This is a genomic window from Pseudomonas sp. NPDC089554, assembly GCF_050280645.1.
Lineage (GTDB): Bacteria > Pseudomonadota > Gammaproteobacteria > Pseudomonadales > Pseudomonadaceae > Aquipseudomonas.
Genome location: NZ_JBNNVR010000019.1, coordinates 1 through 18,076, shown reverse-complemented (window position 1 = coordinate 18,076; position 18,076 = coordinate 1). Strand labels below are relative to the sequence as shown.

At 62.3% G+C, this 18,076-nt stretch carries 21 protein-coding genes; 1 reads left to right on the top strand and 20 read right to left on the bottom strand.

Annotated elements, in window-relative coordinates; all coding sequences use genetic code 11:
* Nucleotides 1–147: 147 nt before the first annotated feature.
* From ACQKPE_RS08495 to ACQKPE_RS08410, 18 genes are all read right to left on the bottom strand, one after another.
* Nucleotides 148–1,122: an XdhC family protein gene (locus tag ACQKPE_RS08495; protein WP_427664891.1), complete on the bottom strand. Its 975-nt coding sequence runs from the start codon at nt 1,120–1,122 to the stop codon at nt 148–150.
* The gene (locus tag ACQKPE_RS08490; protein WP_427664889.1) at nt 1,119–3,338 is read right to left on the bottom strand and encodes a xanthine dehydrogenase family protein molybdopterin-binding subunit; all 2,220 of its coding nucleotides are present in this window, start codon (nt 3,336–3,338) and stop codon (nt 1,119–1,121) included. Before ACQKPE_RS08490 ends, ACQKPE_RS08495 begins: the two co-directional genes overlap by 4 nt.
* A 12-nt stretch (nt 3,339–3,350) precedes the next feature.
* A complete protein-coding gene (locus ACQKPE_RS08485; protein ID WP_427664887.1) occupies nt 3,351–4,328 on the bottom strand; it encodes an FAD binding domain-containing protein in 978 nt (325 codons plus the stop codon).
* 4 nt (nt 4,329–4,332) lie between these two features.
* A complete protein-coding gene (locus tag ACQKPE_RS08480) occupies nt 4,333–4,932 on the bottom strand; it encodes a (2Fe-2S)-binding protein (RefSeq protein ID WP_427664885.1) in 600 nt (199 codons plus the stop codon).
* Nucleotides 4,933–5,262: 330 nt separating this feature from the next.
* Nucleotides 5,263–5,676 carry an alternative ribosome rescue aminoacyl-tRNA hydrolase ArfB gene (gene arfB / locus ACQKPE_RS08475; RefSeq protein WP_427664982.1) on the bottom strand — a complete coding sequence of 138 codons (414 nt, stop codon included), beginning with the start codon at nt 5,674–5,676 and terminating at the stop codon, nt 5,263–5,265.
* A gap of 88 nt (nt 5,677–5,764) precedes the next feature.
* Nucleotides 5,765–6,451 (bottom strand): DUF1989 domain-containing protein, encoded by a 687-nt coding sequence (locus ACQKPE_RS08470; RefSeq protein ID WP_427664884.1) that lies wholly within the window; start codon nt 6,449–6,451, stop codon nt 5,765–5,767.
* An 8-nt stretch (nt 6,452–6,459) separates the two neighbouring features.
* Nucleotides 6,460–7,128, bottom strand: coding sequence for an amino acid ABC transporter permease (locus ACQKPE_RS08465; protein WP_427664882.1), 669 nt, complete (start codon nt 7,126–7,128; stop codon nt 6,460–6,462).
* The gene (locus ACQKPE_RS08460; RefSeq protein WP_427664880.1) at nt 7,128–7,787 is read right to left on the bottom strand and encodes an amino acid ABC transporter permease; all 660 of its coding nucleotides are present in this window, start codon (nt 7,785–7,787) and stop codon (nt 7,128–7,130) included. Before ACQKPE_RS08460 ends, ACQKPE_RS08465 begins: the two co-directional genes overlap by 1 nt.
* Nucleotides 7,784–8,431, bottom strand: coding sequence for an urea carboxylase-associated family protein (locus tag ACQKPE_RS08455; protein WP_427664879.1), 648 nt, complete (start codon nt 8,429–8,431; stop codon nt 7,784–7,786). Before ACQKPE_RS08455 ends, ACQKPE_RS08460 begins: the two co-directional genes overlap by 4 nt.
* Nucleotides 8,432–8,440: 9 nt before the next feature.
* Nucleotides 8,441–9,058: a DUF1989 domain-containing protein gene (locus ACQKPE_RS08450; protein ID WP_427664877.1), complete on the bottom strand. Its 618-nt coding sequence runs from the start codon at nt 9,056–9,058 to the stop codon at nt 8,441–8,443.
* 8 nt (nt 9,059–9,066) lie between these two features.
* Entirely contained in the window at nt 9,067–9,915 is an 849-nt protein-coding gene (locus tag ACQKPE_RS08445) for a transporter substrate-binding domain-containing protein (RefSeq protein ID WP_427664876.1), read from the bottom strand.
* Between the two features lie 201 nt (nt 9,916–10,116).
* The gene (locus ACQKPE_RS08440) at nt 10,117–11,004 is read right to left on the bottom strand and encodes a MurR/RpiR family transcriptional regulator (protein ID WP_427664875.1); all 888 of its coding nucleotides are present in this window, start codon (nt 11,002–11,004) and stop codon (nt 10,117–10,119) included.
* A gap of 80 nt (nt 11,005–11,084) precedes the next feature.
* Complete coding sequence (locus ACQKPE_RS08435) at nt 11,085–11,390, bottom strand: putative quinol monooxygenase (RefSeq protein WP_427664873.1); 306 nt, start codon at nt 11,388–11,390, stop codon at nt 11,085–11,087.
* 114 nt (nt 11,391–11,504) lie between these two features.
* Complete coding sequence (locus tag ACQKPE_RS08430) at nt 11,505–12,041, bottom strand: DUF3833 domain-containing protein (protein ID WP_427664871.1); 537 nt, start codon at nt 12,039–12,041, stop codon at nt 11,505–11,507.
* A 142-nt stretch (nt 12,042–12,183) separates the two neighbouring features.
* A complete protein-coding gene (locus tag ACQKPE_RS08425) occupies nt 12,184–12,792 on the bottom strand; it encodes a dTMP kinase (protein ID WP_427664869.1) in 609 nt (202 codons plus the stop codon).
* A gap of 39 nt (nt 12,793–12,831) precedes the next feature.
* The gene (locus ACQKPE_RS08420) at nt 12,832–13,248 is read right to left on the bottom strand and encodes a hypothetical protein (RefSeq protein ID WP_427664867.1); all 417 of its coding nucleotides are present in this window, start codon (nt 13,246–13,248) and stop codon (nt 12,832–12,834) included.
* Between the two features lie 50 nt (nt 13,249–13,298).
* The gene (locus ACQKPE_RS08415; RefSeq protein ID WP_427664865.1) at nt 13,299–14,480 is read right to left on the bottom strand and encodes an MFS transporter; all 1,182 of its coding nucleotides are present in this window, start codon (nt 14,478–14,480) and stop codon (nt 13,299–13,301) included.
* Complete coding sequence (locus ACQKPE_RS08410; RefSeq protein ID WP_427664863.1) at nt 14,477–15,217, bottom strand: 3-oxoacyl-ACP reductase family protein; 741 nt, start codon at nt 15,215–15,217, stop codon at nt 14,477–14,479. The genes ACQKPE_RS08415 and ACQKPE_RS08410 overlap by 4 nt, the downstream gene beginning before the upstream one ends.
* A 309-nt stretch (nt 15,218–15,526) precedes the next feature.
* Here ACQKPE_RS08410 and ACQKPE_RS08405 point away from each other — a divergent pair, with 309 nt between their 5' ends.
* Nucleotides 15,527–16,435 carry a LysR family transcriptional regulator gene (locus ACQKPE_RS08405; RefSeq protein ID WP_427664861.1) on the top strand — a complete coding sequence of 303 codons (909 nt, stop codon included), beginning with the start codon at nt 15,527–15,529 and terminating at the stop codon, nt 16,433–16,435.
* Here ACQKPE_RS08405 and ACQKPE_RS08400 read toward each other — a convergent pair.
* A complete protein-coding gene (locus ACQKPE_RS08400) occupies nt 16,425–16,946 on the bottom strand; it encodes a DinB family protein (protein ID WP_427664860.1) in 522 nt (173 codons plus the stop codon). The genes ACQKPE_RS08405 and ACQKPE_RS08400 overlap by 11 nt on opposite strands.
* An 88-nt stretch (nt 16,947–17,034) precedes the next feature.
* On the bottom strand, nt 17,035–18,076 hold a 1,042-nt coding region (locus tag ACQKPE_RS08395; protein ID WP_427664859.1), incomplete at its 5' end, for an alkene reductase.

The following is an 18,076-nucleotide window of genomic DNA, read 5'->3' as shown; positions in this document are numbered from 1 at the left end:
CCCATGAGTGACTGGCATAGTCAGTCAAACCATGACCGCCCGCTTGACTGCTCGACACATTCTTGCCGTCAGCTGTCAAATCCTAAGGAATAAAGGTTTCGGTCCGTCCTCAGCATTTAGTCCGGCCTCACATCAGGAGGCCGGGTTCTATACCGCCTCGCGGCACACGCCATTAGCCGTGCGCACAACATCCGCCATCACCGCCAACGCGATCTCCGCAGGCGTTTTGCTGCCAAGCGCCAAGCCAATCGGGGCACTGATTCTCTGCAGCACCGTTGGGGACAGGCCACCTATTCGGGTGAGTCGCTCCCGGCGCTTCTCGCTCGTTCGCCGAGACCCCATGGCGCCGATATAGAAGGCCTCACTGCGAACAGCCTCCATCATCGTCAGGTCATCGATGCGTGGATCGTGGGTCAAGGCAACTACCGCTGTGGCCCTGTGGCAACCTCCGGACTCGATGAACCTTGCAGGCAACTGGGGTACCCATTGCACTTGTGGCCAACGACTTTGCGCGTCCGACAACAACTCCCCCCGCGGATCGCAGACCACCACTTCGTAGCCCAACATCAACCCGAGATCGATACAGTGTTCAGCAACGGGTGAAAGCCCTGCGACCAATAAGCGTCGACTGGGGCCGACCCGAATCTGAATACTTTCATCCTGCACCCACACTCGACCTTGCGTACCTGGGTCATCGATCAGCGTATGCAGACCACTGGGCACGCTCACCTGTCGAACCCAACACCGCTGCCCTCCCAGCGCGGCAGCCATTGCGTTGAAATGCGCGATGGACGATTCGCTTGGGGCGATGCGCTCAACCAGCACGTCCAGAACGCCGCCGCACGGCAGCGCGAGGGTGGGCGCCAACCCTCCCTCACCGTATCGAACCACTTCAGCGGCGGCGGTGAACTGGCCGGCCTGCAAGCGCTCAAGAAAGTCGTCCTCGACGCACCCTCCCGATAAAGACCCCACACTCAGCCCGCTTGCAGTCGCGACCAACATCGACCCGGGCTCTCGCGGTGCCGAACCATAGGTGCTCAGCACCGTGCAGAGCCAAATCGGTGCCCCGGTGCCAAGCCATTGCAACGCTTGATCTATCACCTGACGATCAAGGTGCTTCATGTCGGAATGCCGTCCATGAGCTTGTCCAAAGTAATGGGAAGCTCTCTGACACGTTTACCCGTGGCATGGAACACCGCATTGGCAACCGCAGCAGCCAGGCCCGTTGCACCGATCTCGCCAATCCCGCGGGCGCCGAACTCATTGAGGCGATAATCCGGGTAGTCGAGCAGGATAACGTCGACTTCAGGCATGTCGGCGTGTACCGGCACCGCATACTCGGCGTAGTTATTGTTGGTCGGTATGCCCGTGTGATGGTCGTAGTCCGTGGCTTCGAACAACGACATGCCTATCGCCATGACGATTGCCCCCTCGACCTGATTACGCGCGGTGAGTGGGTTGATGGCACGGCCTGCGTCAATGGCGCTGACCACGCGCGAGACGCGAAGGCGCGAGATGCCTGGGTCCCAGCGAACCTCGACGAAATGCGCGCCGAATGATCGGTAGGAAAACCGGGTAGTGTCAGCCGTGCCGGCACTTGCCTCTCCCTGCGCTTGGGCAAGGCGTTGCTGCTTCAACACCTGCGCAAAACCTACGCGCTGGTCGCCATGGATAAGCAAGCCGTCTTTCACTTGAATATCCTTGGGCGCCACGCCGGGGAATTGCCCCTTCGGTGAGCTGGCGATCGCCTTGAGTCGCTCCAACGCTGCTCGGGTGGCTTCAGCCACCGCGGGCATCGCACTTGCCGTGACCCAGGAACCCCCGGACAACGGGCCGGCCGGCAATGACGAGCTGCCCAGTTCGACGTTGATCTGCTCGATCGGCAGGCCCGTCACCTGCGCAACGGCTTGCGCCAGGATCGTGTAGGTTCCCGTGCCAATGTCCTGCAAGCCGCATTGAACGAGCACTGTACCGTCTGAACGGAAGGTGGCCCTGGCATCGCAGGGCAAGCGATAGGCCTCCCAATTGCAGGCACCGATGCCATACCCGATGATCTCATCGCCATCGCGCATGGAGCCGATCCCGGGCTTACGCCCTGCCCAACCAAAGCGTTCAGCTCCGACTTTCAGGGCCTCGGGCAAGTGATTGCTCGACCATGGCAGGTTGATGCTTTCATCCAGGGTCGCGATGTTCATCTGCCGAAATGCCAGAGGATCGATATTGCAGGCCAGTGCCAGCTCATCAACCGCCGACTCCAGTGCAAAAAGCCCGGGTGCCGCACCGGGCGCACGCATCGAGGTGGGCGCACCACGGTTAACACCGGCAGTCTGGTGAGTGACGCTCACATTCGGGCAACTGTAGAGGCTCTGGGTGACGCCACCACATTGTTCCAGATAGGGGTCGTGCATCGAGGTGCTGTTGCTCGACTCATGCCGGATCGAGGTCAGGCGCCCGTTGCCGTCTGCCGCCAGGCGAATGCGTTGGCGGGTTTCGGGGCGATGCCCCACTGCCGTGAACATTTGCGCCCGCGGCAAAACGAACTGCACGGGCCGGGACACCGCTTTTGCCGCAGCGCAGGCGGCGATCGAGTGGGGCCATGGGAAAAGCTTGCTACCGAACCCGGAACCAATGAACGGCGCTCGAACCTCGACGCGATCTGGCGGCAGGTCGAACACTGCCGCCAGCACGTTGCGATGGGTGATCACGCCCTGCGTGGATTCATATACGTATAGCCGACCGTTATCCCACCATGCGGTTGTGGCATGCATCTCCATGGGGTTGTGCGTCTCTACCGGCGTTCGGTAAACCACGTCGACCTTTTGCAGCGCACCCTCGAAAGCAGATTCAGCGTTGCCACGATGATGGTTACTGCCACCATCGACAGCCAAGCCCTTCGCGATCGATTCCTCCAGGCTTTTTATCGCCGGGGCTTCGCTGTACTTCACCTTGATTCGAAGCGCAGCCGCCCTCGCCTGCTCGAAGGTGTTGGCAACCACCAGCGCAACGAACTGCCCGAAATAGCTGACTTTGTTGTCCTCGAAGGGCAAGCGCTGCTCATCCACTTTCGTCGTGCCGCGGACATCGTTGAAACTGAACAAGCTGGGCGATTGATGCAGGCTCGCCATGTTCCCATGGTGGATGACCGTCAATACGCCTGGCATGCGCAGCGCTTGCGCTTCATTGATGTGCTCGACGGTGCCGCAGGCGATGGTGCTGTAGACGCCATAGGCGTAGACCAGGTTATCTACCGGATAGTCCGCCGCGTACTTCGCGTTGCCCGTGACCTTATGGCGGCCTTCGATACGCCGCTGACTGCGGCCAATGATCGATTCAGTCATGTCGTCTCTCCATCACGCCAAGGCGTTGCGCAAGCTGCGCACAATGGCCTGCTGACCCAGTGGGATTTTGTAGGCGTTCTGCGAATAGGGCTGTGCATTGGCGAACGCCGCTTGTGCAGCGCGTGCGAATAGCGCTTGCGAGGGGGCATTGCCAACCAGCGCCTGCTCGGTTTCGAGCGCACGCCAAGGTTTGGTGGCCACCCCTCCCAACGCCACCCGCGCCTGGCGGATCACGCCCCCGGAAACGGAAACGATGACAGCACTCGACGCTAGCGCGAACTGATAGGAATGCCTGTCGCGCAGCTTCAGGTAATAACTGCGACTACCAGGTATCGGCGCATCCAGGGTGACATGCGTGATGAGCTCGTTGGCTGCCAAGGCATGTTCGACCCAGGGCGTATTGCCTGGCAGTAGATGAAAATCGGCGAGCGGGATCTCCCGGCTCCCCTTCGGCCCCTGTACGGTCACCGCCCCGCCAATGGCCAGCATCGCTACGCACATGTCTGAAGGGTGGGTTGCGATGCACTGCTCGCTTGTGCCTAGGACGGCATGAACACTGCGGTTATGTCCTTCTATGGCGGAGCACCCAGAACCGGGTTCGCGTTTGTTGCAGGGCGAGAAGTTGTCCCTGAAATACCCGCAACGCACGCGCTGCATGATGTTGCCGCCTGTTGTCGCCTTGTTGCGCAGCGCCGTGCTTGCGCCAGCGAGGATGGCTTGACTGAGTGCGGGGTAGTGCTCTTTTACCAGGGGATGGTGCGCAAGGTCGGTATTGGTCACCAGCGTGCCGATGCGTAGCCTGCCGTCGCTCATGCGTTCTACGTTGGTCAATGGCAGGCGATTGATATCGGTCAGCAGCGCCGGCTGCATGACGTCCAGCTTCACCAGGTCGAGCAGCGTCGTGCCGCCGGCCAGAAAACTGCGGGGTGTGCCTGGATCCTTGATGGCCTGCGCCAAGGTGTCCGCGCGGCTGTAGTCGAAAGTTCGCATCGCTTCAGGCTCCCATCTTCGGGCGCGCAGCCTGGATAGCCGCAACGATGTTCTTGTATGCCCCGCAGCGGCAGATATTTCCGCTCATCGCCTCTCGCACGCTGGCATCGTCCGCCGGAATATTCGGGTTCTTGATGACGGAGTAGGCACACATGATCTGACCGCTGGTGCAGTAGCCGCATTGGTAGGCGTCGTGTTCCCAGAATGCCTCTTGCAGCGGGTGGAGCTGGTCGCCCTGAGCGAGGCCTTCGACGGTCAGAATCTCATCACCATCATGCTGAACGGCGATGGAAAGGCATGAGTTGATGGACTTGCCGTTGACCACCAGCGTGCAAGCACCACACTGGCCGTGGTCACACCCCTTCTTGGTGCCGGTCAATTGCAGCCTGTCACGCAGCACATCCAGCAGCACCGCATTCACGGGGACGTTTAGCTGGTGACGCTTACCGTTGACGTTCAGTACGATGCGACGCTCGCCCGCCTTGGGCGCCGTGTCATCCACGATGGCGGTCGCGCTCGCCGCTCCAGGTAGCCAGGTTGAAACCGTTGCGGCAGCTACGCCTGAAACACCGAACTTCAAGAAATTGCGGCGTGAAGGTTTCATCACGGCATCCGTGCCATGGGGTTCACTGATGGGGTGTTCGGATCCACTTTTATCATGTGACATGGTTCTGGATTCCTATGCTAAATCACGGTAATCGCAAGGCTTTATCAACCGATGAAGTCTATTTCAGTCGGTCGCGCAGCATTGCTGAGTGGTGGTTGATAGCGTCTGAAAAGAAATTCAGGAATCCAGCGATTTCCAGCTTGATAGCCGCTCAAGGCCGCGCATTGCAACGGTTTGAGACACCCGTTGCACAGTGGAGCCTTTTCCATGGAGGCGTTAAGGGAAATATCTTGAAATAGACCATGCGGGTGTTGCGAGGGGAAACGCCTAGAACTCCACCTTGCCCCGCCCCGCCTTGACGGTGCTGCGCTTGGCTTTTCCTTCCAGGCGGCGGGTCTTCGAACCGAGGGTCGGCTTGGTGGGGCGGCGTTTCTTCTCGGTTTTGCCGGCAGCGATGATCAACTCGGTAAGCCGCGCCAGTGCATCAGCGCGGTTCTGCTCCTGGGTGCGGTACTGCTGGGCCTTGATGATCAACACGCCGTCGCCGGTGATGCGGCTGTCACGCAGCGCCAGCAGCCGCTCCTTGTAAAACTCCGGCAGCGATGAGGCGCGGATGTCGAAGCGCAGGTGCACGGCGCTGGACACCTTGTTGACATTCTGCCCACCCGCGCCTTGCGCGCGGATGTAGGTCAGTTCGATGTCGGCATCTGGCAGATGCACGTTATTGGAAATGGTCAGCATGGCATGGCCCTGGTGATGGCCACCCATTATCGCAGCCTTCGCCATTGGCCTACAGAACAAAACACCGAGCACACTGATCGCGACGCTCTCACTGCGTGCGAACGTGCACATGCTCCGGCACCCAAGCCCCCCTTACCGGAACATGCTCGAACGCCGTGTCGACAACCCGAAGCTCAGCATCCTTCGGCGTGTTATCCCCCTCCCCCTGAATGCTGACGATATCCTGCGGACACGCCGAAAACGCCACGAAACAGTCCATCTCTGCCCGCAAGGTAATGTAGTCCCCAGGCCGGGTAACCGTCGGCAACGTGCGCAAGTGGATGTTGTCCGGCTCAACCCGAATGTTCATGAAGATATTGAACGACGCCAAGTTGCGCCGCGGCGGCGTGACCCCCAGCTCCAGCATCCCCTCGAACAGGTTGTCCGAGCAGTTGCGGTGATAGTGCGTACAGCCCAGCAACTCATAACGACGACGGTCACAGGCTGCCATGAAGGTGTCATGCACCCCTGGCGAGGTGTCTTCGACCAGCGTCAGGATCGGGTGCCGCTCGCTGGTGACGAAGCTGTCCCCCACCACCGGGTTCAGATGCTGGTTGTAGACCCGGGTCGCCTCCATGCACATGTACTCGTTCAGGTCGTAGGCGTTCCAGGCCCAGCAGTCGACGACCTGGGTGCCATGGGTGTTGACCACCTGGACCGACTGGCCCGCACGCAGGCGCACGGCCTTGCCGTGTCCGGCAGGGATGATCAGGGATGTAGCGGTAGATTCGGACATGCTGAAACTCACAAATTGGGGGCAAGACGGTGTCGGGTCAGGCGCCGCTCCAGCGCCCTCGCCGCCCCGTCGATTACCAGGGTCAGAAGCCAGTAGCACAGGGCTACGGCCAGGTAGATTTCCAGCGGCGCATAACTTTGCGAAATCGCCTGCTTGGCGGCGTACATGAACTCCTCGACCGCGATCACCGACAGCAATGCGGTGTCCTTGAGCAGGCCGATGAACAGCCCGGTAGCGGGCGGCAAGGCAATCGGCAGTGCTTGCGGCAATAGCACATGGCGCAACATGCGCCAGCGCGACATGCCCAGGGCGCGACAGGCTTCGGACTGGCCATGGGCAATGGCGCCGAAGGCCGCGCGCAGCACTTCGCCCAGGTAAGGGCCGTAGTACAGGGTCAATGCGCTCACACCGACCGCTTGCGACGACAGGGTCAGGCCGTAATCGGGCAGCACGAAGAACAGCACGTACAGCAGCACCAGCAAGGGCAAGCCGAGGATGAAGTCGGTGTAGGCCTTGGCCAGTCGGCACAGCCAGTTACTGCTGCCACTCAGGCGAATCCACGCCAGCACGCTGCCGAACAGCAGTGCGGTCAAGCCGGCGAGCGCCGCCAGCCACAACGTTTGTAGCAACCCCTGCAACAACCCGGGGGCGTATTCGGTGATGACTGACATATCCATCAGTACCCCCTCCCCCGCATCAGGCGCGCTTCCAGGCGGCGCACGTAGAACAGGATCGGCCAGCACACCAGCAGATAACCAAGGACTACCAGCACCATCACCGGCGTGCCTTCATAGGTGCGCGCCACGATCAGCTGACCGGCATAGGTCATCTCAGTGACCGCAATCACCGAGGCCAGGGGCGTGGTTTTCAGCACCAGGGTGAACTCGTTGACCAGTGCCGGCAGGCTGGCGCGCAGGGCTTGCGGGGCAAGCACATGACGCCAGCATTCAAAGCGTGACATCCCTAGCGCCGCCGAGGCCTCGCTTTGCCCGCTGGCCAATGCCCGGTAGCTGCCACGCAGGATTTCCGCCACATAAGCTGCGCTGTTCAGGCCCAGGGCAAGCACCGCGGCCAGCATGGGCTTGCCGCCCAAGCCGATCAGCGGAAGCGAGAAGAACAGCAGGAACAACTGCAGAATCGACGGCGTGCCGCGCATCAGGCTCACGTACAACCCGCCCAGCCCACGCAGCAGGCGGTGGGGCCGTTCACGCACCCACCACACCACGTGGCCAAACAGAAAACTCACCAGCGCGGCAGCCAGGGTCAACTGCACTGTGACCAGCAAGCCGCTGGCGAGCTGCGGCACCGCGCTGAGCATCTGGCCAAGGAAGGTCATGGCTGGGCGACGAAGCTGTCGAGGTCTTCGGCGACCGACAGCGCAACCGCAGCCGGGCGGTCGTTGCCCTCCACGCCCGTGCAGCAGGTCGACACCACGAACAGCATGTCCTGCACCACGCGGCAAGTGATCTTGTCCCCCGCCTTCACCCTGTTGGGCTGCGGCGTGATGCTGCCATCGCGCGCCAGCTCCACATGCATGAACAGGTTCACCGGGTCTGGCAGCTTGGGCTGCTGGCGACCCAGGCGCTGCAATTCGGCTTGCAAGGCTTCGACGCAGCCGATGCCGTCATAGCCCTTGCTGCGCAGGTACGCAGTGGTGGAGGCTGGCAGCAACAGGTCGTGCTTGCCGATGCTGTCCTTGCCCAGCACCATCACCGGCCGACGTCGGTTGTTGACCAGGCGCATGCCGGAGCCCAGCACATACGAGTTGCTGAAGACCCGGGTGTGGTGCACCGACAGGTGAATCATCGGGTCGGCGTCGCTGAAGCCGAACAGGCTGGCAACCGCGCCCTCCTCCAAGGCCTCGATGCGCAGCAACTGGCCGCGACGCACGGCGATGGAACCTGCCGTGCCCGCAGGTACGACCGTGGTTTGTGCTGGCAGTGGCGAGCGGTCCGCCACGTTTTCTTTCATCAACAGCATGGTTTTTCCTCAAGCCGCTACAGGCGGTTCGTCACTGACGAGAATGTCGATGGGGGTCACCTGCAGGCCGTTGCCCGGGATGATGTCCTGGGGGCAGGACGACACGGCGCAGACCAGGTCCTTCAGCACCTTGAACACCACATGGTCGCCCGCCTGGCTGGTGGGGTCGGTGACCTGCATGCGCCCGTCGGCGGTGACGGGGCCGTTCTGGAACAGGTTGAAAGGCTCGGGCACGTTGATGTCCAGCACGCCGTAGGCCGCCAGGCCTTCATGCATGTTGTCCAGGCAATTGCGGTGGCCATCCACGCCGAAGTCGACGCTGAAACGGCTGGAGTCGCAGGCCGGCACGTTGGCATCGTGCACGCCGACGGTGTCGGCGATCACTTGCAGCAGCGGCTCGTCGGCGTTGGAGTACAGGCAGTCGCCCACCTGGAAGAACAGCGACCCCAGGCGCCGCCGGGTATGGGCCGGCGACAGGTAGCGCTGCAGGTCGTCGACCTGCATGGCGACGAAATCCGCGGCCTGCTGCCCGTTGCTGTCGACCACTTTCAGGTACTGGCCGGCACGCACTTCGAAGGTACGACCATGGCCGGCAGGCACATGGACGTGTTGATGATTGCAGGGCATGGCAGGTCTCACTTGCTGGGAATGAAATCGCGGGTCGGCAACTCGAAGGTCACGCCGAGGTACTGCTGTTGCAGCTTTTGCAGCTCGCCAGTGCTGGCCAGGTGGGCGATCTGGTCGCTGATCACTTTGTTCAGGCGCTCATCGCCCTTGCGGGTCGCCCAGCTGATCCATTGGCTATCGCCCAGCTCGCCCGCCTGGCGAAGCTTGTCCGGGTGTTGCTTGAGTAGCGCGCCCACCACGGTGATGTCGTCGAAGACGAAGTCGGCGCGGCGCGTCATCAATGCCGACAAGGTCTGGTCGATGCTGTCCACGCCAATCAGCTTGATCGGGGCCAGGTTCTTGGCCTTCAGCTGGGTGTTGAACTGCTTGAGCAGTTGCTCGGGGGCGGTGGTGGTCTTGACTGCGGCGGTCAGCCCCGACAGCGCTTCGACGCTGATCGGCTGGCTGGACAGTGCGGCGTTATCGGCGCGGGTCAGCACGGCGTTGACGGTCTTGCCGAAGGGAATGGTGAACAAGACCTTGTCTGCACGCTCGGCAGTGACGTTCAGCGACGAGCCTTCGGCATCGACGGAGCCGGCGATCAGCGCGGGAATGATGCCGCTGAACGCCATCTTCTGGTACTCCAGCGTGACACCCAGGTCGGTCGCGACCCGCTTCATGATTTCAGGGGTATAGCCGACGATATTGCCCTTGTCGTCGGTGTACTCGTAAGGCGCGAAGGTTGGGTCGATCGCCACCACCATCTTGCCTTTGGCCTTGATGTCATCGAGCGTATCGGCGCTGACAGCGCAGGAGAAAGCCAGCCCCAGGGTCAGGGCGGTCAACGGTAAGGCGAAGCGGGAAAACAGTGGCTTCATGGAGATAACCTCGTGGGAAAGTGGCCAGAGGGATATCGCAGAAACCATGCCAGCTTAGTAGCGCGGTGATGTCAGGGCCAAAAAAGCCTTTAGGAACATTGGTTTCACTAGAAAAATACAAGAAACATATGTTTCACGGTCAGTCAAAGTTACAGCCGCTCCGTGCCTCATTGCGGAGCACCGCTGCATGATTCTGGGGCGTTAGTCCGTGGTCACAAGCTCGTCGAGCTGCTGGTGTAGCAGCTCTACTCTTTCCAGGTGCGAGGCCTTGCGGCCAGTCAGTTCCTTCCCGACCAGCGAGCACAACAGGTTGGTGACGGCAGCCACGCTGGCGTTGCTGTCGAACATCAAGGTGCTTTCGGTGTGGCAGCGAATCACCCAGCGCGCCAAGCGTGCCGGGCTGCCTGCCAGCACATCGGCCAGGTACAGCATCGGCACACCCAGCCCGGACATCGCCGACATCGTGGCTTCAAGCTCGGGCATGCGCCGACGCAGGCCGATGCAGATGGCGACATCGCGCTCATCCAGCGAGGCCAGGTACTCCGCCAGGCTGTCACCTGGCGCGGGCAGCAGCAGGATGTCATCGCGCACCTGGATCAGGTTGCTGCGAAACAGATGGGCGATGGTCTGGCTGTGCCGGAACCCGATGATCACCACCCGCCTGGCCGACGCGATGGCGTGGGCGATCTCCAGCAACTCAGCGCGGTCCAGGGAGCTGTAGGTCTGGTGCACGTTGGCGATCTCTTGATCCCTATGGTGCTGGATCAAGTCCTCCAGGGAGTCTTCGCGGCTGCCCCGGTCCTGGAGATAAAGCGGCGAGCCACCGCTGCGGGCGTCGCGCGCCTCGCGCCGGGCTTCTTCGTAAGCGGCGTAGCCCAGGGTGCGAAAGAACCGCGTGGTGGTGGCCTTGGACACCCCGGCGCTGGTGGCCAGCTCCGTTGCGGTCTGCATCGCCAGTTGCCCCGGCGATGCGAGGATGACGTCGGCAAGCTTCTGCTCGACGGCAGACATCACCTCGTAGCGGGCCTTGATCCGACTTTGCAGCGAGGCGGGTTGGGCTTTCGCAGGCGTGGTCGCGGAAGGTGGCATCGGGGGCATCCTTGGTGTGGTCGGTTCAGGCCGCATCTTACCCTGCAAGTGGCCGCGGTTTTGAAGCAGGCCTGCGGCCCTCAGGACTGAGGTTCGACCTCAACGGCCGTCACCACGTAGGCCTGGCGATCAGCCAGGGTCTGCACCACGGACAGGTAATGCAGGAAATGCGGCGTTTGCCGGTGCGCTGCAATTGCCGCTTCATCGGTATACAGCTCATCCAGCACAAAGCGCCCGGGTGTACTTGGGTCTTGCCAGATATCCCAACGCAGGTTTCCAGGTTCGCTGCGGCAGGGCTTGACCATGCCCCGCAACAAGTCCTCCAGTGCCTGCGCGTTTCCAGGCTTCGCTGTCAGCACGGCCATGATCTTGGTCGGTTCACTCACGTTCAGCACTCCCTCTCGTGGATTGAGCCCTGAAGCATCTACCAAGATTTCCCCGCTGGGAAGTAAGTGCAGGTGAAAGACTTCATGCTGGAATGGCTTTGAACCTGTTCGGGGTCATTGCGCGCCCTGCGGCAGGCGGCGGAAGAAAACGGTGACCTGGCCGAGATCCACCCCCAGCTTGCTCATCTGCGTGCGGCTGATCAGGGTGTCGTCATCCATCAGGTACATCCAGTCGTCCATATCGACCTCCCAGTTCCGCCCGTCTACCGGTAGGTCCAAGCGGTATTGCCATCGCAGCGTGTTACCCGCCTGTTCGCCGCGGGCTTCGCCGATCACATCGCCCGCAGTACCTCGCCAGCGGCCCTGACCATCGGGTACCAGGGTCCAGGTGCGCCGCTGCTTTGAGCCGTCGCTGTAGAGGAAATGCTCGTCAAGAATGAGCCGCTCCCCTTCCCTGTAGCTGTCGATGCGCACATGGAAGCGCTTGACCACCTCACCGGAGCGTTTCTGGAAGATGCCCCACGCCTGCACCGGCCCCGAGAAGAACGCCGCCAGGTCCAAGCGTGGCTGCTCGCCGGCATAGCGTTCGACTTTGACATTCCCGCAACTGGCCAGAACCAGGCAGGTGGCCAGCAATAGCGCTTTGTACATGCTTGAGCTCCTGCGCAGCGGCGAGGTAAAAGTTATACAAAACTAGATTGATGTATAGCATAGCGAGTACGCCTTGCTTGGAAGCAGCAGCTGCCAGGGAGAACCTCCCATGGCCGCGCGATTGCCTGGTGGCGCGCTGGCCTCAATACCTGCCCTGGATGCTCGAAACCACCTGCATCGTCGCCGCTTCAAGCGTGCCTTCATTGCGGCACAGCACCCACCCTTGCTCCTCGACCGTCCGTTCGAACGCCTCGGTACACGCCACATGCTCGTCCAGCCCCAGCATCACCGTGCTGCTCAACCCACGCGAACGCGCCGCTGCCCTGCCCCAGGAAATTTCAGGCGCGGTCAGCACCGCGACATGTAGGTCGGGCACGCGTACGTCCCGTTCGAGGTTCAGCTCAAGAATCTGCGCAAACGGCACCAGTCGGCGAAACGCGGCATCGGAGGGGTACCAGCGATCGATCAGGATGATGCTGTCCGCTGGCTGGCGGGGCAGCACATGTCGGGAAATCCAGGCGCGACTGTCTGCGAAGCGCTGGCAAATTTTCAGCTCCAGTTCCTGGCAAGGATGCCTGGCAAACTGGTTCACCAGCGCCATGGTTTCGGCTCGGTAGGGGTCACTCTTCTTTTCACAGAGGCGGATCACTTTCCTGTTCTGTGCCCTGAGCGCTTGGGTGACGGACTCCAGCAGCGTGGTCTTGCCGGTGCCTTTGGGGCCGTCCAGGGAAACGAACAGCGCGCGTTTCATACTTCACACAACGATTGAATTCCTTCATGACAGACAAGGCTACAGGCAGTAGAACTCGCTGAGCTCTGCCACGACCTGCCGTTGGGCATTGTACAGCCTCGCCTCCGGTGACAACGCCATCGAGCGGGCCTCGAGCACATAGCGCTGGCCGGCCTGGAAATCGGCGTAGTCGAGGGTCAGGTAGCACTGGCGCACGGTGGTGCCCATCATACCCAGCCCTACCCCTGCGTTGACTTCGTAGTCGAACCGCACGATCAGTTCATGCCTGCCGGGCGAGACCTGGAAGAAGCGGCCGTCGTCCAGGCGTTGCTTGTCCAAGCGCTCGGCCAGCAGGACCCGGTCGTTAGGGAATGGCAGCGTGAGGTCGACCCAGGCCATCTGCGGATTGGCAGCAGGCATGGGGGTTTGGCAACCTGGGAGGGCGATCACCAGAAGAAGCGGTAGCAGCCGGCGCATGGACGTGTTCCTGGTAGGGGCTGGAACAAGGATAACGCGACAACCCCGGCTCAGCGATCACGTCTTGAACCGCCAAGCACCAACAGCACGCACAACCCCAGCGCCACCAGCGCAAAGGCAGCCGGCGCCCAGCCAATCGCCTGGTCGCCCCAGCGATCCATGGACCAGCCCCCAGAGAACGCACCGATAGCGATTCCCAGGTTGGCGCAGGCCAGGTTCATCGTCATGGCGAACGCCGAAGAGCGGCCTCCGACCAAGGTGACCCGAACCTGGCTCAGCGTCACGCCTGCGGTGTGGGCCATGCTCCAGACGCCCATCAGTACAACGACCACGGGCCACAGGCCGGCAAATGCATCGGCAGCGTTCACCGAGACCGCCAGTGCGAGCGCCGTGACCGCAGTGGCGAGCGTGGGCGCGCGGTCCACCACACGGGCGGCGACGCTGTTGCCGAACAGGCCGCCGACACTGAACAGCAACAGCGCCAGTGCCACCTCGCGACTGGAAAGCTGCAATCCCCTTTCCAGCCAGGCGGCGAGAAAGGTGTAAGCCGCGAACATCGCCGCGAACAACACGACCGACAACAGCAGGTGCAGCAGGAAAACCGGCTGGCGCAGCAGTTGAAGTTGCTCGCCCACGCTCGGCGGGTTGTCCAGGCGGATATCGGGGAAGTACAGCCAGGTCATCGCCGCGCTCGCCAGCGATGCCACCGTCAGCACGGCGAATGGCATGCGCCAGTCGCCCCATTGCGCCACCACCACGCCCATCGGCAACGCCAGCAGCACCCCCAGGACGAAACCGATATTGGCATTGGCCAATGCGTTTCCTTTTCGTCCCGGCAGGGCCAGCGCGGTCACTACCGCCGCACTCACGCTGACAAAGGCAGGCAGTGCTGCGCCTTGGGCGAAACGGGCCACCAGCAGCCAGTCGAAACGCGTTGCCCAGGCCATCACGCCGTTACCCAGTGCGAACAACAACAAGGTTGCGACCAGCACCTGGCGCGGCGGCCATCGGCTCGCCAGCAGCGTGAGCCCTGGTCCGAGAGTCGCAGCCGACAGGGCGAACAGGCTGGTGAGGCGCCCCGCCTCTGCCAGCGAAAGCGCGAACTGCGCCGCAACCATGGGCAGCAGCCCCACAACAATGAATTCGCTGGCCACGACCAGGGTGATAGCAGGCGCCAGCAACCACAGTATTTTCCTGAGACCCGCTTCAGCCCCGATCGTGGAAGTGGTCATGCGTTGGCACCGCCGTCGATGGTCAGGCCCGCACCATTGATGGAGCGGGCCTCATCGCGCGCAACGAACGCCACCAGCGCCGCCACATCTGCCGCACTGCCGTAGCGTTGGATCGCCATGCGTCCGAGCTGGGCCTCGGCGCGCGGGCCATCGGCGGGGTTCATGTCGGTGTCGGTAGAGCCTGGGTGCACCACGTTGACGGTGATTCCCCGTGGGCCAAGGTCGCGGGCCAGGCCTTTGGTCCAGCCGATCAGCGCGGCCTTGCTCATCGAGTACAGGCTCAACCCCGCCTCAGGCACACGCTCGGCGAGGTTGCTGCCGGTGGAAATGATTCGTCCGCCCTCGGGCAGGTACTGCAACGCCGCCTGCGAGGCCAGCAGCACTGCCCTGACGTTGACCGACAGAGTGTCGTCGATGTCTTGCAGGCTCATCTGCTCGACCGGGCCGCCGCGAATGATCCCGGCGTTGTTGACCAGAATGTCCAGCCCGCCCAGCTCGCTCGCTGCACGGTCCACGGCCTGCCTGATGGACTCCGGTGATGTCGCCTCCATGCGAATCGCCGTGGCATTGCGCCCCAACGCCTGGATCTCGTCGACGATAGCCTGGGCGGCGTCGATCGAACGTTCATAACCCAGCGCAACATCGGCGCCGTCCTGTGCAAGACGACGGGCGATGGCGGCGCCGATACCTCGGCTGGCTCCGGTGACGAAAGCGCGCTTACCTTGAAGTGGCAACATGGTGGTTCCTCGGTTTATGTGTCGGTCGGTACAAAATATGAGCGACACTCACGCAACGTCAACCGAGGCGGAAACGGTGAACTCCGGAAAACATCGAAAAAATGGCTGGAGCCCGCATTGCCAGGCGCCTTTCGACAGCGTCAAACAGTGCTTTTCACGCGCTTGGGATAATCTGGGTCGCAACAGCCTGCTAGATTCCTGCGGCGCTTTTATAAGCGTGTTGTTGGCAACAGAGCGCAGCGGTGAACGATACTTGCATGGCTATCTGCCCCATACTTCTCGCCACCCCAATGCCTCGAAGGGCCTCGTATGAACCGCAACGAATTGCGCCGTATCGACCTGAACCTGCTGGTGATCTTCGAAACCCTGATGTTCGAGCGCAACCTCACCCGCGCCGCAGAAAAGCTGTTCCTCGGCCAGCCCGCCGTCAGCTCTGCACTGGGCCGCCTGCGCGACTTGTTCGACGACCCGCTGCTGGTGCGCAACGGCCGGGGCTTCGAGCCGACCCTGCGGGCCATGGCGATCCTGCGCGAGCTGCAACCGGCGATGGACACCATCTCCAGCGCCGTCAGCCGCGCCCGTGACTTCGACCCGGCCACCAACCGCGACACCTTCCGCATCGGCCTTTCGGATGACGCCGAGTTCGGCCTGTTCCCCGCGTTGCTCAAACAGATCCTCGAAGAAGCCCCCGATGTGGTCATCGTGGTTCGCCGGGTGAACTTCCTGCTGCTACCGGGGATGCTGGCGTCTGGAGAGATTTCCGTGGGTATCAGCTACACCACCGACCTCCCCGCCAATGCCAAGCGACGCAAGCTGCGCGACATGACGGTCAAGGTCTTGCGCGGCGACAAACGTCCCGACCCCTTGAGCCTTGATGACTTCAGCGAGCGGCCCCATGCGCTGGTGTCGTTCTCGGGCGATCTGTGCGGCAACATCGACAACGACCTGGCCCGCGTGGGCCGCAGCCGTCGAGTGATGTTGGCGGTGCCCCAGTTCAGTGGCTTGCGCTCGATCCTGCCGGGTACCGAAATGCTCGCCTGCGTCCCGGACTACGCCGCCGCTGCACTGATCGACGGCAGCCCGCTGCGGGCGGAAGACCCACCCTTCCCCATCGCCACCTCGGAGCTGTCGATGGTCTGGGGTGAGGTCACCGACAACGACCCCGCCGAGCGCTGGTTGCGCTGCAAGATCATCGAGCACATGGGCGCTAGCAGTTGACGTCGCACGCCGTATCGGCGTCGGTGAGGTAGATCGACAGGTCGGTCATCGGCGGCATGGCGGGAATGTCGAAATACATCTGCACCAGCCAACCGCGGTGATAAGTGCCGTGGTTGACCACATGCAGCAGCATCGCGCCGGCGCTCATGCTGGCGCGCTTGCCGGAGACGTAGGTGAAGTCGATCGAGCGCTCAAGCGAAGCTTCTGTCTGCTCGGCGCCCCACTCCACGAACCACTCGCTCACCTCTCGCTGGGCGGCTCGCAAGGCGTCCAGTTGCGGATAAGGCATGGCCTGACGCGAGGTGAAACCGTGCTCGCGGCCCTCCAGATGCGCTTGCCAGATGCAGTCGACCACATACATGTGGTTGAGCGTGGCGATCATGGTTTTCATCGGCCCCGAGCGTTGTCGCTCCAGCTCCTCGGGTGCCAGCGTGGCCAGGCTGTCGAAGAACAGCCGGTCGGCCCAGCGTTTGTAGCGGGTCAGAAGCTGAGTGGTGGCCAGGTTGATCACGGAGCACCTCCGGGCGAGCACAGATGTCGTTCTGGATGCGGCTTTATAGCAATCCAGTAGACACCTGCAAAGGCTCCCCGGGAAGGCTTTATGCCGCAGCGTACGCAGGGTAGTCGATATACCCGGCAGCACCGCCGCCATAGTAGGTGTCGCGATCCGGCACCGTCAGCGGCCAGCCGTTCTTCAAGCGGGCGACCAGGTCGGGGTTGCCAATGAACGGTTGGCCGAATGCGGGCAGGTCGATCAGGCCCGCATCCACCAACGCTTGAGCGCGCTCCAGGGTCAGGTCGCCCGCCAGGATCAGGGCGGTAGAGCCCAGGTTCGCCTTGCAGCGTTGCAACAGGGCACGCAGGGCTTCTTCCTGCTTGGACGCGCTTTCGCTGGCCATGAAGAAGTGGGTTTGATCCATCACGTGCACATAGGCGATGCCGCGCTCCCCAAGGCCTTTGCACAACGCGGCATAGGTCTCGTCGATTTGCGGGTAGAGCGGCATGTCGAACAGCTGGCCGTAGGGCGAGATGCGAATGCCTACTCGCTGCTTACCGATGCGCGCAACCACCGCATCGACCACTTCGAAGACGAAGCGCAGGCGATTTTCCAGGGTGTCGGCGGCGTACTGGTCGCTGCGATCATTGACCAGCGGGTTGAGGAACTGCTCCAGCAAATACCCATTGGCACCGTGGATCTCGACGCCGTCGAAACCCGCCTCCACCGCATTACTGGCCGCCTGGGCGAAGTCCTGCACCACGCGCCGGACCTCTTCGGTGCTGAGCTGGCGCGGGGCCGAGGCCTGCACGAAGCCAGGCTCGCCGTTTTCGTCATAGCCGAAGGCGTTGGCATTTTTCGCGATTTTGCTGGTGGCACTGACAGGCGCCTTGCCGTCGATTTGAATGGAGGTATGGGACACCCGGCCCACGTGCCACAGCTGGGCGAACATACGCCCGCCCACGCTGCGCACCGAGTCGGTCACCAACTTCCAGCCGGCGATCTGCTCGGGTGTGAAAATACCGGGGTTGAAGAGATAGCCCTGCCCTTCGCGGGAAATGGGCGTGCCTTCGGAAATGATCAGCCCGGCGGTAGCCCGCTGGGTGTAGTGCAGCGCGATTTGCTCGGTCGCGATGTCTTGCGGG

Bases quoted from the DNA above. Each gene is read 5' to 3' on its own strand.
- ACQKPE_RS08495 (WP_427664891.1), bottom strand. From the start codon at position 1,122: ATGAAGCACCTTGATCGTCAGGTGATAGATCAAGCGTTGCAATGGCTT.
- ACQKPE_RS08490 (WP_427664889.1), bottom strand. From the start codon at position 3,338: ATGACTGAATCGATCATTGGCCGCAGTCAGCGGCGTATCGAAGGCCGC.
- ACQKPE_RS08485 (WP_427664887.1), bottom strand. From the start codon at position 4,328: ATGCGAACTTTCGACTACAGCCGCGCGGACACCTTGGCGCAGGCCATC.
- ACQKPE_RS08480 (WP_427664885.1), bottom strand. From the start codon at position 4,932: ATGAAACCTTCACGCCGCAATTTCTTGAAGTTCGGTGTTTCAGGCGTA.
- arfB (WP_427664982.1), bottom strand. From the start codon at position 5,676: ATGCTGACCATTTCCAATAACGTGCATCTGCCAGATGCCGACATCGAA.
- ACQKPE_RS08470 (WP_427664884.1), bottom strand. From the start codon at position 6,451: ATGTCCGAATCTACCGCTACATCCCTGATCATCCCTGCCGGACACGGC.
- ACQKPE_RS08465 (WP_427664882.1), bottom strand. From the start codon at position 7,128: ATGGATATGTCAGTCATCACCGAATACGCCCCCGGGTTGTTGCAGGGG.
- ACQKPE_RS08460 (WP_427664880.1), bottom strand. From the start codon at position 7,787: ATGACCTTCCTTGGCCAGATGCTCAGCGCGGTGCCGCAGCTCGCCAGC.
- ACQKPE_RS08455 (WP_427664879.1), bottom strand. From the start codon at position 8,431: ATGCTGTTGATGAAAGAAAACGTGGCGGACCGCTCGCCACTGCCAGCA.
- ACQKPE_RS08450 (WP_427664877.1), bottom strand. From the start codon at position 9,058: ATGCCCTGCAATCATCAACACGTCCATGTGCCTGCCGGCCATGGTCGT.
- ACQKPE_RS08445 (WP_427664876.1), bottom strand. From the start codon at position 9,915: ATGAAGCCACTGTTTTCCCGCTTCGCCTTACCGTTGACCGCCCTGACC.
- ACQKPE_RS08440 (WP_427664875.1), bottom strand. From the start codon at position 11,004: ATGCCACCTTCCGCGACCACGCCTGCGAAAGCCCAACCCGCCTCGCTG.
- ACQKPE_RS08430 (WP_427664871.1), bottom strand. From the start codon at position 12,041: ATGTACAAAGCGCTATTGCTGGCCACCTGCCTGGTTCTGGCCAGTTGC.
- ACQKPE_RS08425 (WP_427664869.1), bottom strand. From the start codon at position 12,792: ATGAAACGCGCGCTGTTCGTTTCCCTGGACGGCCCCAAAGGCACCGGC.
- ACQKPE_RS08420 (WP_427664867.1), bottom strand. From the start codon at position 13,248: ATGCGCCGGCTGCTACCGCTTCTTCTGGTGATCGCCCTCCCAGGTTGC.
- ACQKPE_RS08415 (WP_427664865.1), bottom strand. From the start codon at position 14,480: ATGACCACTTCCACGATCGGGGCTGAAGCGGGTCTCAGGAAAATACTG.
- ACQKPE_RS08410 (WP_427664863.1), bottom strand. From the start codon at position 15,217: ATGTTGCCACTTCAAGGTAAGCGCGCTTTCGTCACCGGAGCCAGCCGA.
- ACQKPE_RS08405 (WP_427664861.1), top strand. From the start codon at position 15,527: ATGAACCGCAACGAATTGCGCCGTATCGACCTGAACCTGCTGGTGATC.